The sequence below is a fragment of the Nocardioides sp. genome (assembly GCF_047607185.1).
GTDB lineage: Bacteria > Actinomycetota > Actinomycetes > Propionibacteriales > Nocardioidaceae > Nocardioides.
In genome coordinates this window covers 26,876-40,183 of record NZ_JASGDQ010000011.1, presented here as the reverse complement: position 1 = coordinate 40,183, position 13,308 = coordinate 26,876, and the positions used below count along the sequence as shown (strand labels likewise).

Annotated in this window: 11 protein-coding genes; 9 read left to right on the top strand and 2 right to left on the bottom strand. The window is 71.1% G+C overall.

Annotated elements, in window-relative coordinates:
* Positions 1–128: 128 nt before the first annotated feature.
* The 3 genes from QM595_RS01445 to QM595_RS01435 are packed head-to-tail and all read left to right on the top strand — an operon-like array spanning position 129 to position 2,130.
* Complete coding sequence (locus QM595_RS01445) at positions 129–869, top strand: hypothetical protein (protein ID WP_415169740.1); 741 nt, start codon at positions 129–131, stop codon at positions 867–869.
* Positions 866–1,486, top strand: coding sequence for a hypothetical protein (locus QM595_RS01440; RefSeq protein WP_415169739.1), 621 nt, complete (start codon positions 866–868; stop codon positions 1,484–1,486). The genes QM595_RS01445 and QM595_RS01440 overlap by 4 nt, the downstream gene beginning before the upstream one ends.
* A complete protein-coding gene (locus QM595_RS01435; protein ID WP_415169738.1) occupies positions 1,483–2,130 on the top strand; it encodes a hypothetical protein in 648 nt (215 codons plus the stop codon). The genes QM595_RS01440 and QM595_RS01435 overlap by 4 nt, the downstream gene beginning before the upstream one ends.
* Here the strand turns inward: QM595_RS01435 and QM595_RS01430 are convergent.
* Positions 2,075–3,421 carry a hypothetical protein gene (locus tag QM595_RS01430; protein WP_415169737.1) on the bottom strand — a complete coding sequence of 449 codons (1,347 nt, stop codon included), beginning with the start codon at positions 3,419–3,421 and terminating at the stop codon, positions 2,075–2,077. The genes QM595_RS01435 and QM595_RS01430 overlap by 56 nt on opposite strands.
* 232 nt (positions 3,422–3,653) lie before the next feature.
* Here QM595_RS01430 and purS point away from each other — a divergent pair, with 232 nt between their 5' ends.
* Positions 3,654–3,896 (top strand): phosphoribosylformylglycinamidine synthase subunit PurS, encoded by a 243-nt coding sequence (gene purS, locus QM595_RS01425; RefSeq protein WP_415169736.1) that lies wholly within the window; start codon positions 3,654–3,656, stop codon positions 3,894–3,896.
* A complete protein-coding gene (gene purQ / locus QM595_RS01420) occupies positions 3,893–4,558 on the top strand; it encodes a phosphoribosylformylglycinamidine synthase subunit PurQ (protein ID WP_415169735.1) in 666 nt (221 codons plus the stop codon). Before purS ends, purQ begins: the two co-directional genes overlap by 4 nt.
* Before the next feature lie 11 nt (positions 4,559–4,569).
* Here purQ and QM595_RS01415 read toward each other — a convergent pair whose 3' ends face one another.
* Positions 4,570–5,811 carry a glycoside hydrolase domain-containing protein gene (locus QM595_RS01415; RefSeq protein ID WP_415169734.1) on the bottom strand — a complete coding sequence of 414 codons (1,242 nt, stop codon included), beginning with the start codon at positions 5,809–5,811 and terminating at the stop codon, positions 4,570–4,572.
* 195 nt (positions 5,812–6,006) lie between these two features.
* Here QM595_RS01415 and purL point away from each other — a divergent pair, with 195 nt between their 5' ends.
* The 4 genes from purL to QM595_RS01395 all read left to right on the top strand — a co-directional run bounded on the left by purL (position 6,007) and on the right by QM595_RS01395 (position 13,267).
* Positions 6,007–8,340, top strand: coding sequence for a phosphoribosylformylglycinamidine synthase subunit PurL (gene purL / locus QM595_RS01410; protein WP_415169733.1), 2,334 nt, complete (start codon positions 6,007–6,009; stop codon positions 8,338–8,340).
* A gap of 47 nt (positions 8,341–8,387) precedes the next feature.
* Positions 8,388–11,438 (top strand): DEAD/DEAH box helicase, encoded by a 3,051-nt coding sequence (locus tag QM595_RS01405; RefSeq protein WP_415169732.1) that lies wholly within the window; start codon positions 8,388–8,390, stop codon positions 11,436–11,438.
* Positions 11,431–12,255: an SWIM zinc finger family protein gene (locus tag QM595_RS01400; RefSeq protein WP_415169731.1), complete on the top strand. Its 825-nt coding sequence runs from the start codon at positions 11,431–11,433 to the stop codon at positions 12,253–12,255. Before QM595_RS01405 ends, QM595_RS01400 begins: the two co-directional genes overlap by 8 nt.
* 289 nt (positions 12,256–12,544) lie before the next feature.
* The gene (locus tag QM595_RS01395; RefSeq protein WP_415169730.1) at positions 12,545–13,267 is read left to right on the top strand and encodes a GTP pyrophosphokinase; all 723 of its coding nucleotides are present in this window, start codon (positions 12,545–12,547) and stop codon (positions 13,265–13,267) included.
* Positions 13,268–13,308: the final 41 nt, after the last annotated feature.

The following is a 13,308-nucleotide window of genomic DNA, read 5'->3' as shown; positions in this document are numbered from 1 at the left end:
TCTGGGACCCGCACTTCTGCCGACTCGGCGGTTCTGGGACCCGCACTTCTGCCGACTCGGCGGTTCTGGGACCCGCACTTCTGCCGACTCGGCGTTTGGGGGGCTGGGCGTCGGGGAATGAAGCGGCCGTGGGGGTCCGCAGCGTGGTGGGGGTGCTTCGCCGAGGCGTCGGCCGCGGCGCTGCTCGGCTGCGGGGGATTCCGCGCACCCACCTGACCGTCGGCGCGGCCGGCATCGCCCTCGTCGCGACGGTTCCCTTCGGCGGGCTGCGGCAGTCCTACGAGGAGACGCATCCGGCAGTGGCGGCGACGGTCGACCAGGTGCTGCACGCCGATCCGTTCGACGTCACCATCACGGGCGCCAGCGTGGTCGACGTGCTTCGCAGCTATCGAAGCGATGGCACGGAGTCGTCTGTCCTCACCCCTGCCGAGGGCAACAGCCTGCTGATCCTCCGGGCCACGGTCCTCAACGCCTCCGATGCCGCCGTCGACGACATCCTGCTTGACGTCGCGCCGTTGATCAGCGGCGAGCCGCTGAGCCGCGACGCGGTGTTCTACGCCCGTCTCGGCGATGACGCGGAGATCGCTGACTCCACCGTGCTGAGTGCCGACGACGCGAGCTGGATCAGCACCGTCAACCCGAGCGTGCCCTACCACCTGGCCATCGCGATCGAGTTCTCCGGACCCTTGCCGACCTCGGTCGACCTGGGGGTGGCGCGGCTGAGCTACGACTTCGACGCCATCGCGCTCGGCGTGCGCCGGTGGCAGCATCCCGAGCCTGCCTATCAGCTGACCGTGCCCGTGGTCGACAAGCGCGGTGACAAGCAGCGCCCCGAGGGCTGGGTGCCGGCCGAGGAGGGGGAGGGATGAGGTGGCTCGCGCGGGGCGGTGTCGGCGTCGCCCTGGTCGCCGCCCTTGCGCTGGGCCGATGGATCGACGACGCCTGGCCCGGCCGGGAGCTGGACGTCGGCTCCTTCGAGCGGGCCGCCGTGGTCGGTGACCGAGTCACGCTGCGGTACGCCGACCTGCGACTCGAGAGCGTCACTGCCACCAAGACGCTGGCGACCGGGTCGGGTGCGGTCGTGACGAACGGCACCTGGCTCGTCATCGACGTGACCCTGTGGGCCAAACGGGAGTGGTTCACCGGCGGCTACTGGCGCGTCGTCGATGCCCGGGGGCGCATCTTCGAGACCGACCCCCGCTCCGACTTCAACATCCTGCAGGCCACCCCCAAGGTGCCCTGGCATGTGCGGGCCGCCTTCGAGCTGCCTGCCGGTGACCTGGCCGGCGCGACGCTGCGGATCTCACCGGCCGAGGATGATCGTCGCGACGATGTCGCCGTCGTCGACCTGGGCATCGACGACGACCGTGCCGCCGAGCTCGACGGGCTGACCGACATCGTGCCCGTGCAGCAGAGCTCCTCGTTCTCGCAGCCGCCGCTGCCGGGCGAGGACGGTTACGACGACCTCTGGAAGGATCAGTCGTGAGGGCATGGCTGCGCCGCAATCGGTGGGGCTTGGTGGGCCTCCCCGTCGCTGCCGCACTCCTGGTCGCGGGAAACGGCCAGCGAGTCAAGGGCTGGTGGTGGCAGGCCGACCTGCGCTACGCCGCGGCCACCGCCGACCAGGGCGAGTGGCTGACCTACGCCGAGGACTTCGAGGACGCGGTGGGTCCGGCCACCCACCGGATCACCTTCCGCATCACCGGGCTGGAGCGCATCGACTCCTACACCGATCAGTGGGGGACCACCACCACGGTCTCCAACCCCGCCTACGATGCCTGGCGCGTGCACCTGGACGGCAAGGCGGATCCCGACACCGTGCTCGTCGGGTGCTCGATGGCGCTGACCGAGGCCGACGGCACCCGCTACGAGTGGGCCGACAACACCGACAACATCCAGCAGGACCAGCTCTATCCCTGCCTCCCGGCCGATGCCTACGGCCCCAGCACCAGCATCAGCAGGGGGGCCGACGAGCGCGATCTCGGCGGACCGGAGCTCGACCCCTCGGCCAGGGCGCCACAGTGGTCCGTGGAGCCGGTCTTCTTCGTGCCGAAGGGCACCGAGATCACCGGAGTCATGCTGTGGTGGCAGCCTCCGAGCTATGCGAAGGTGTCGGTGCGTCCGGACTGACCGCCGCACTGCTGCCAGGCAGCATCAGCCGGTCCACCGCGGCTGCCAGGAGAGCGGCGAGGACGACCCACTGCAGGGCCTCGCCGACGGCGACCTCGATCGGCGAGAACGCGAGGAAGGTCGCGGTCGGCTCGGGTCCGCTGATCAGGCGCCAGACCCAGCTGACGGCGTACGGCGCCCGAAGAGCCAGCAGGAAGGCGAGTGCGAAGATCAGCATCGGCAGCAGGCCGGCCCGGCCGAGCAGCCGCAGCCCGTTGACCAGGCCGGAGAAGCGCGACCTGACGTCGTCGAAGACCTGGCCGATCCCGCTCAGCAGCGCCCGGATGGGCCTCGGCCAGGAGCGGGTCCGGTCAAGGACGGGATGCCGGATCGGTGGCGGTGGGGCGAGGGTGTGACCGACGACCACGGCCGCGACGGTGATCCACGCCAGCGGTACGACGACGACCGCGTCGAAGGATCCCAGGATGCCCCACAGCCAGCCGATGACCGTGTCTACGGGATGGGCCAGGTCGCCCAGCCCGGCCACCACGTCGTGGTAGCGGTCGCGGGCCGAGTCGACGGCTACCCGGGTGTCCAGCCAGGTGGCCGCCTGCTCCTTGCCCTTCTCGATATAGGTCGCGGCGTTGGAAGTCCAGTAGGTCTCGACCAGCGCACCCAGCACGGCGATCCCGATCCAGCTCCAGCGCTGCTCGGCCTTGCCGAGCAGGAACCGGACGATCCACGCGAGTGCGATGATCATCGCCAGCACCTGCCAGTGCGGCACGAACACCCGGTGCCAGTCGACGTCGTTCGACGCGCCGCCGAAGATGTTCTCCACCGCCTGCCCCAGCTCGTCGCTGCCGGCCTCGTTCACGAAGCTGGCGATGTCGTCGGAGAGGAAGCCGTAGGAGACGTAGACGGCGAGGAATGGCACCAGGACCGAGGTGGCGACGTCGATGAGCCGCCGCTCACGTCGGGTCGTCGGGTCGTCGGGCGCGGAGACGGCCGACGCTGCGGCCAGCTGCGGGAGATCGGGTTGGAACCGGCGCAGCATGATCACGAACGGCACCAGGAAGCCCAAGGGCGCGAGGATCAGCAGCGATCGACCGGCGATGCCGTTCCAATCGCTCACCGCGACGGCCGCCCACAGCATGGCCCCGCGCCAGGCGCTGCCGAGGAGGGCGAGGGTGAGGCAGACCGGCCAGTGGCGCAGCAACAGCCGGCCGGCGTCGATGAGGACGTCGAAGACGTCGCGGAGAGCTCGGGAGGCCGCGGCCCGGGCAGACGCCTGCTGTGCGCCACGATGCGGCACGCTGGCGGCGTTGCCGTCGCTCGACAGGCCGCCGGCCTGCCTTCGCGCCGGCCCCCTGCCAGCGCGCGCGCCTCGCGACGCTCGCGACGGCGTCTGCCCGTCCCGTGACCTCCTACGCACGACTGGATGCTTCCCGTCGTACGGCGTCTCTAACCCTCAGAACGTATTGGGCTGCGCGCCGGGAGGCCGCCGAGTGTGCTCCGCGTCGGCGCGGTTCGTTAGGCTCTGGGGTGTGGCCCGAGTCGTCGTTGATGTGATGCCCAAGCCCGAGATCCTCGACCCGCAGGGCAAGGCCGTGCTCGGCGCGCTGCCGCGGCTCGGCTTCACTGCGGTGAGCGAGGTCCGCCAGGGCAAACGTTTCGAGCTCGAGGTCGCCGAGGTCAACGACGACGTGCTCGCCGAGGTCGAGCGGCTGGCCGACACCTTCCTGGCCAACACCGTTATCGAGAACTACACGGTCCGGGTGGAGCAGTGAAGGTAGGCGTCGTCACCTTCCCCGGCACGCTCGACGACGTCGACGCCCAGCGCGCCGTCCGGGTCGCCGGCCACGAGCCGGTGTCGCTGTGGCATGGCGACCACGACCTGGCCGGCGTCGAGGCGGTCATCCTGCCGGGCGGCTTCTCCTATGGCGACTATCTGCGCTGCGGGGCCATCGCCCGGTTCGCGCCGATCATGACCGAGGTCGTCGCCGCCGCGGAGCGGGGGATGCCGGTGCTCGGCATCTGCAACGGCTTCCAGGTGCTCGTCGAGTCCCACCTGCTGCCCGGCGGGCTGCTGCGCAACGACCACCGCCGGTTCATCTGCCGCGACCAGCGGCTGCGGATCGAGAACGTCGCGACGCCGTGGACCTCCGCCTACGCCCAGGACCAGGAGATCGTGGTGCCGCTGAAGAACGGCGAGGGGCAGTACGTCGCCGACGCCGAGACCATCGCCCGGCTGGAGGGCGAGGGCCGGGTCGTGGCGCGGTACGTCGAGGGCAACCCCAACGGCTCCATGAACGACATCGCCGGCATCGCCAACGAGCGCGGCAATGTGGTCGGCCTGATGCCGCACCCCGAGCACGCGGTCGACGCGCTTACCGGGGCCGGCACCGACGGGCTGGGCTTCTTCCGGTCCCTGGGCGGCGTACTCGCCTGACCACGTGGCGGCTACTCCCTCGCCGTCGTCGCGGTCTGGGACAGCAGTTCCGGCCACAGCTTCTTGGCCCAGCGGGCGATCGGTCGTAGCCCGCGGGCCTTGCGCCAGGCCTTGACGTTTTTCACCAGCTTGGCGTCGTAGAGCCCGTTGAGCTTGAACTTGCGGCCCGACTTCTCGTGCAGCAGGCACTTGAGGACGTTCACCGTCGTCGGGTCGGGGGTGTACGTCGCCGTGGCGGGCTTGAGGCCCCGGTAGGCGGGCAGGTCGACGACCACGCGGCCGTTGCAGCCGGTGCGCGCCGCCGTGGTGGTCACCGCCGTGGTGGTCGCGGGCGCCGAGCGCAAGTCGAGGTAGTTGCGGTCGATGTTGATCGTCACCCCGCCCCAGGTCTCGTTGTGGCCACCCTGGAACTGCTTGATCCGATTGCCCTGCCAGCCGTCGTCGGAGAAGTAGTCCGACGCCGAGGTGTTGGCGGTGTTGTCGTAGCGGGCCAGCCAGATCTGGTCAGGCAGCTCGATATTGGCCAGCGGGCTGACCCGCTGCCGCTCCAGCAGCTTCATGCCCGAGCCGGCGGAGGAGTAGACGCCGGAGCGGTAGCCGAGCGCGTGCAGCTGCGTGGTCCAGGTGGAGAGGAACCGCAGCGCGGACTCGCGGCAGGCCACGTTGTTGTAGTCGAAGCCCTCGATGTCGTAGAACATCGTGCTGCCGGGCACGATGCCGAGCGCCTGCGCCGCGGCGACGGTCTTGGTCGCCTCGGCGGTGCCCTGGGCGCGGGCTTTGGCGTAGTCGTTCGCGGCTCCCGGCTTGATCTTCACGTCGTCGTCGTAGCGGGGGAAGCGTGGCTGGCAGGAGGCCTGCGGGCCCAGGGTGATGGGGAGCAGGTGCCAGCCGTTGGCCAGCTGGGTGCTCACCCACTGGGAGGTCAGGTTCGGCTGGTCGCGGCAGGCCCGGGAGTCGCCGGAGATGTAGATGCCGACCGCCTGGAACGGCGAGGACTGGGTCCACTTCGTCATCGCCGCCTGGGTCGGCGCCAGGCACTGGTCGAAGCCGAGGCCGGTGAAGACCCCCGGCGTCACCGGGTTGGCGCTGTCGGCGGTCTTGGCCGCCCGGTCGTTCTGGCGGCCCGGCAGCACCAGGAACACCACCGCCAGTGCGGCGATGACCAGAGCGATCACGGCACCGCGAAGCAGCAGGCCGACACGCGGGTGGGCAGGGCGCCGGGCAGGGGCCGGCAGGGCGGAACGGGCGGTCATGACGGGGGCTCCTGGGGGAAGAATCAGGGGTCTCGGCAGTCACGATAAGCACATTCGTCACAGCAGTAACAGGGGTTCCGGATAACTACAGGACTGTAGTTATCCGGCCCCTGCCGTCTCGGGCTCGGTCGAGGTCATCGCCGACGGCGTGCTCCGCTGACACACGCCGGGGACGACGCCGGTAGATTGACGTCCGTGACGTCGACCGCGCAGCCCCCGATCACCGCCCTCGACACCGTCGCCGTCGCCGCCACTGATCCGCACCGGGAGCAGCCCTGGGCCGAGCTCGGCCTGAAGCGGGACGAGTACGACCGGATCCGCGAGATCCTCGGCCGCCGGCCGACCGCCGCCGAGCTGGCGATGTACAGCGTGATGTGGTCCGAGCATTGCTCCTACAAGTCCTCCAAGGTCCACCTCCGGCAGTTCGGCGAGATCCCCCAGCAGACGCCGGTGGGCAAGATGCTGGCCGGCATCGGCGAGAACGCCGGCGTGCTCGACATCGGCCAGGGCTATGCGGTCACCTTCAAGATCGAGAGCCACAACCACCCGTCGTACGTCGAGCCCTACCAGGGCGCCGCGACCGGCGTCGGTGGCATCGTCCGCGACATCCTCGCCATGGGCGCCCGGCCGGTCGCGGTGATGGACCCGCTGCGATTCGGACCCCTCGACGCCGAGGACACCCATCGGGTGCTGCCCGGGATCGTCGCCGGCGTCGGCGGCTACGGCAACTGCCTGGGCCTGCCCAATATCGGCGGCGAGGCGGTCTTCGACCCGTCGTACGTCGGCAACCCGCTGGTCAACGCGCTCTGCGTCGGCGTGCTGCGCCACGAGGACCTGCACCTGGCCAAGGCCTCCGGCGCCGGCAACCTCGTCATCATGTACGGCGCCCGCACCGGTGGCGACGGCATCGGCGGCGCCTCCATCCTGGCCTCGGTGGAGTTCGACGCTGCGCCGGATGGCGCCTCCGGCGCGGGCGGCCCGGCCAAGCGGCCGAGCGTCCAGGTCGGCGACCCCTTCATGGAGAAGCTGCTCATCGAGTGCACCCTGGAGCTGTTCGCCTCCGGCATCGTGCGCGGCATCCAGGACTTCGGCGCGGCCGGCATCTCGTGTGCCACCAGCGAGCTCGCCGCGGCCGGCGACGGCGGGATGCACGTCCACCTCGACCGGGTGCCGCTGCGCGACTCCACGCTCACGCCCGCCGAGATCCTGATGAGCGAGTCGCAGGAGCGGATGATGGCCGTCGTCGCGCCCGAGGACGAGGCCCGCTTCTACGACATCTGCGCCACGTGGGACGTCGAGGCCGCCACCATCGGCGAGGTCACCGGCGACGGCCGGCTCGTTATCGACCACCACGGCGAGACCATCGTCGACGTGGACCCGCGCACCGTCGCTCACGACGGGCCCGTCTACGAGCGGCCGCTGGCGCGGCCCGACTGGCAGGACGCGCTGCAGGCCGACGCTGCCGAGGCGCTGCCCCGGCCCAGCACGCCCGACGAGCTCCGCGCCACCTGGCTGCGCCTGGTCGGCTCGGCCAACCTGTGCGACAAGACCTGGATCACCCAGCAGTACGACCACTACGTCCGCGGCAACACCGTGCTCGCCCAGCCGGCCGACTCCGGGATGATCCGGGTCGACGAGGCCACTGGCCTCGGCGTGGCCATCTCCACGGACGGCAACGGCCGCTACGCCAAGCTCGACCCGTACGCCGGCGCGCAGCTCGCCCTCGCCGAGGCCTACCGCAATGTCGCGACCGTGGGAGCGACCCCGCTGGCGGTCTCGGACTGCCTCAACTTCGGCTCGCCCGAGGACCCGTCGGTGATGTGGCAGTTCGCCGAGGCGTGCCGCGGCCTCAAGGACGCCTGCCTGGCGCTCGGCGTGCCGGTCACCGGCGGCAACGTTTCGCTCTACAACCAGACCGGCGAGGTCGCGATCCTGCCGACCCCGGTGGTGGCGGTGCTGGGCGTGATCGACGACGTCGCCCGTCGTACCCCCTCGCACTTCGTCGACCCGGGCGAGCGGATCTTCGTGCTCGGCGACACCCGCGAGGAGCTCTCCGGCTCGGAGTGGGCCCACGTCGTCCACGGCCACCTCGGCGGGCTGCCGCCGGCGGTCGACCTCGACCAGGAGAAGGCGGTCGCGGAGCTGCTGCGCGCGGCGGCCGCGGTCGTGACGAGCGCCCACGACCTCTCCGACGGCGGCCTCTCGCAGGCACTCGCCGAGGCGGCGATCGGCTCCGGCATCGGCGCTCAGGTCGCTCTCCTCGGCGACCCGTTCGTCGCGCTCTTCGCCGAGTCGGCCGGCCGGGTCATGGTCACCACCCACCTCCACGACGGCGACGCGCTGCTCCGGCTCGCTGCCGAGCACGGCGTGGTCGTCACCGAGATCGGCGTGACCGGCGGCTCCTCGATCGCCGTCGAGGGCCAGTTCGAGATCCCGCTCGCCGAGCTCGCCGACGTCTGGCGGGCCACCCTCCCGGCCGCCTTCGGCGACACCACCGGGACTCGGGAGCAGGTCTTCGGCCACCTCTGAGTTCCGGGACACGCTGACCTCCTTCTGACGGCGAAAGGCTTCTCGACATGCTGGTGCTCCACGGCCTCCTCTCCTCCGAGGGCGCCTTGCTGCTATGGGCCGAGGACGCCGACCGGCCGGTCACCAGCCGCAGCCAGGCGATGCGCTCCGCGCGCCCCCATCCCTTCGCCGCGACCGCCGACCAGCTCGCCGCCATGCTTCCGGGCCGCCCGGCCGAGGTGACGCTGCGGCTGCCCTCGCTGGCCAAGTCGCCACTGGACTCACCCGAGATGATCCGGCTGGCCCCGCGGCAGGCCAGACGCGTCGAGCCCGCCCTGCTGCCCTGGACGGTGGCCGCGGTCGGTCTCGACCCTGCCGAGGGGCTGGCCTGGCTGACCGACCCCGACCGTCACCTCGACGATATCCGCCTCGGCGCCTCGATCGGCTTTCTCGGCGAGGTGGCCCTCTTCGCCACCGACCTGGTGCGGACGGGGCGGCTGGTGCCGGCGCTCTCCCGCGGCGAGCTCGCCGGCGACGCGGAGCAGGCCCGTGCCCATTGGCTCCCGCTGTTGCGGGGCCGCGAGGTTCCGGTCATCCATGGCCTGGTCACCGCGATGCCGCCGGTCTGCCGGGCCGCCGAGGGCGGCGAGGGCGGCGAGCAGGACCCGCACGAGTTGCTCACCGCTGCGCTCTCGGCCTGGGTCGACGCCCGCGCCCGCGCCGACCTGGCCGGGGTCGACCTGGCGCCCGCTCGCCGTGGCCGGCGTCCCCGACGGCTGCCCGGGGTGGAGTCCTGGCTGGCCGCGCTGAGCGCGCCGGAGGGCTGGTTCGCGGCCCCGAGCGAGGAACTCGACGCCGTCGAGGCGGCGCTCGCCGAGTGGATCGAGGCCCCGCCGGCGGGTCCGGCCCGAGCCACCTTCCGGCTCAGCGAGGTCTCCGAGGCCGAGCGCGAGGATGCCGAGACCACCTGGCGCCTGGAGTTCCTGCTCCGCTCCGCCGTCGACCCGAGCCTGCTCGTCACCGCCGACCAGATCTGGAACGACGACGGCAGTCTGGGCCGTTGGCTCGACCGTCCCGACGAGCTGCTGCTCGGCGAGCTGGGCCGGGCCAGCTCGCTCTACCCGGTGCTGGCCGAGGGGCTGCGCCGGGCCCGGCCTACCGGGCTGGAACTCGACGCCGAGGGAGTGGTCGAGTTCCTGACCCAGGTCGCACCCCGGCTGGACGAGGCCGGCTTCGGGGTCCTGCTACCCACGTGGTGGGACCGCCGGTCCAGACTCTCACTGAAGCTTTCCGCGCAGACCCCGACCGACCCGGCCGCCGCGGCGGGCGGCAGATTCGGCCAGGACCAGCTGTGCGGCTTCAACTGGCAGCTCGCCGTCGGGGACGAGACGCTCACCGAGGCGGAGATCGCGGCGTTGGCGCAGGCGAAGGCCCCGTTGGTAAGGCTGCGCGGGGAGTGGGTCGCCATCGACCCCGACCAGATTCGCCGCGGCCTGGACTTCCTCGAGCGCGAGGGCACCGGGACCATGCGGGTAGGCGAGGTGCTCTCCCTGGCCGCCGGCCTGGACGACGGCCAACAACCGATCGAGGTCGCCGGAGTGGAGGCCGACGGCTGGCTCGGTGACCTGCTGGCCGGCCGGCCACCGGCCGAGCTGCAGCTCCTCGAGCCAGCCGCGGACTTCGCCGCCTCGCTGCGTCCCTATCAGCAGCGCGGACTCTCCTGGCTCGGCTTCCTGTCCTCGATCGGCCTCGGCGCCTGCCTGGCCGACGACATGGGACTGGGCAAGACCGTCCAGCTGCTCGCCCTGGAGACTCACGAGCGCGGCCAGCGGACCCGGCCGCCGACGCTGCTGCTGTGCCCGATGTCGCTGGTGGGAAACTGGCAGCGTGAAGCCGCCAGGTTCGCCCCGGGGCTGCGGGTCTACGCCCACCACGGCACCGAGCGGCGCCACGGCGAGGAGTTGCGCGCCCTGCTGTCCGAGACCGACCTGGTCGTCACGACGTACGGCACCGCGATCCGCGACGCCGACGAACTGGCCGCCGTCTCCTGGGGCCGGGTCGTGCTCGACGAGGCGCAGGCGGTCAAGAACAGCCTGTCTCGCGCCGCGCGGACGGTGCGCCGTCTCGACGCCGAACACCGGGTGGCGCTGACCGGCACCCCGGTCGAGAACCGGCTCTCGGAGCTGTGGTCGATCATGGAGTTCCTCAACCCGGGCCTGCTCGGCAGCCGGGAGGTCTTCCGGACGAAGTTCGCCATCCCCGTCGAGCGGTACGGTGACACCCGGAAAGCCGGTCGGCTGCGGGAGATCACCCGGCCCTACGTGCTGCGGCGGCTCAAGACCGATCCTGGGATCATCGACGACCTGCCGGAGAAGATCGAGATCAAGCAGTACTGTCGCCTCACCGTCGAACAGGCCTCGCTCTACCAAGCGGTGGTCGACGACATGATGACCAAGATCGAGGCCAGCGAGGGGATCGAGCGCCGCGGCCAGGTGCTCGCCGCGATGGCCAAGCTCAAGCAGGTCTGCAACCACCCCGCGCAGCTGTTGCACGACCGCTCGGCGGTCGGGGCGCGATCGGGCAAGATCAATCGTCTGGAGGAGATCCTCGCCGAGATCCTGGCCGAGGGCGACCGGGTGCTGTGCTTCACCCAGTTCACCGAGTTCGCCGAGCTGCTGATCCCGCATCTGGCCGCCCGGTTCGGCACCGACATCGCCTACCTGCACGGGGGTACGTCGAAGCGGCAGCGCGACGAGTTGGTACGACGGTTCCAGGCGGGGGAGGGGCCGTCGATCTTCCTGCTCTCCCTCAAGGCTGGCGGCACCGGGCTGACCCTGACGGCCGCCAACCACGTGATCCATCTGGACCGGTGGTGGAATCCCGCGGTCGAGGACCAGGCCACCGACCGGGCGTTCCGGATCGGCCAGAAGCGCAATGTCGCGGTCCACAAGTTCATCTGTACCGGGACCCTCGAGGAGCGCATCGACGACATGATCGAGGAGAAGAAGGCGCTGGCCGAGCTCGTCGTCAGCGACGGCGAGGGCTGGCTGACCGAGCTGTCCACGCGCGACCTCCGCTCGCTGTTCGCGCTCTCGCGGGAGGCGGTCGACGATGAGTAGCTGGTATCCGCCGCCGGCCAAGCCCCGCCCGGTGGCCGACGGCCTGAAGGCCCGCTCACGGCGCGGGAAGATTGCGCAGAGCTGGTGGTCGCAACGCTTCATCGACGTGGTGGAGTCGATGGGGATGGGCGGGCGGCTGCAACGCGGCCGCCGCTATGCCCGGCAGGGCCAGGTGGTCGCCCTCGACGTCGACGCGGGCGCCGTCACCGCGATCGTGCAGGGCAGCCGGGTGCGTCCCTACAAGGTCCGCATCGGCGCGGTCGCCTTCGGCAAGGAGGAGTGGGCCCGGGTCGAGCAGGAGCTGGCCGACTCGGCGTGGTATACCGCCAAGCTGCTGGCTGGTGAGATGCCGGCCGACATCGAGGAGCTCTTCGCCGGACTCGGCCTGCCACTGTTCCCGGCGACGATTCGGGAGCTCAGCCTGGACTGCTCCTGCCCCGACCCGGAGGTGCCGTGCAAGCATCTGGCGGCGGTGTTCTACCTGCTCGCCGAGCGCTTCGACGAGGACCCGTTCGCGATCCTGGGCTGGCGCGGTCGGCAGCGTGAGGACCTGCTGGCCAATCTGCAGGCGGCGCGCAGCGGCGCCGTCGCCGCCGACCTCGCCGAGCGGCCAGGGATCCCGCTGGAGGACTGCCTGGACTCCTTCTTCGAGGTCCAGGGCGGGCTGCCGCGCCCGCCGATCCCGGCAGTGCCGGCCGATCAGGTCCTCGATGATCTGCCCGACACCGGGTTGAGCCTGCGCGGGCACGAGGTGCGGGACCTGCTCCGGCCGGCGTACCGCATCTTCGGGAGTCCGGGAGACCCCAGCTCAGGCTGAGCTCGGCCACCGGCTCGGGCGGGGTACGGCGGGCACCGAGCCCGAGAGCGTGATCGCCGTGGCCAGGCTGGCCAGCCCGGCGCCGACGAACAGAGCCGACGAACAGAGCCGACGAACAGAATGGCGTCGCGGGCGCCGAGGATGCCGGCCAGCCCCGAGGCGACCTCGACGAGGTGCGGGAGTCCTTCCGCGTCCGCGGTTTCGGCCCACCCGATCCGGACGAGGGGTAGCGTCGAGGTTGGCCCGATGAGGCACTATCGAAGTCAGCCCGATCGGAAGGTGTGCGTCGTTGATCCAGCAGTCCGACCGTTCCAGCGCGGTGCTCCAGCGGCTGATGAGCTCGGAGTTCCTCGGCGAGGACGATGAGGCAGTCGCGCAGCACCTGCGCGAGCTGCAGCGGGAGTTCACCAGGTTCCGGCTGCGCTACAAGTTCGCCATCGACGAGCTGACCACCAAGATCGCGATCCTGCGCGAGGAGTTCGAGCAGACCCACGATCACAACCCGATCGAGCACGTGCGCACCCGGCTCAAGTCGCCGGAGAGCATCTTCGCCAAGGCGGCCCGGCTCGGCTGCGCCGACTCCATCCCGGAGATCCAGCGTCAGATCCACGACATCGCCGGAGTGCGGCTGACCTGCGCCTTCGAGTCCGACGTCTACTGGATCGCGGACATGCTGACCAGCCAGTCGGACGTGACGGTGATCGAGGTCGAGGACTACATCGCCCACCCGAAGCCGAACGGCTACCGCAGTCTGCATCTGCTCGTCGAGGTCCCGGTCTACCTCTCCGACCACTCCGAGCAGGTCGAGGTCGAGCTCCAGATCCGCACCATCGCGATGGACTTCTGGGCCAGCGTGGAGCACAAGATCTACTACAAGTACGACGGCGAGGTGCCGCCGGGCCTGCTCGACGAGCTCCGGGTGGCGGCCGCCACCGCCCACGACCTCGATGCCCGGATGGCCCGGCTGCGGTCGGCCACCCAGCGGCGCAGCGGGGGGCCGAAGAGCGTGTGAGCGCTCAGCAGTAACCGTGGATCCCGGGCGGCAGCCCTGCC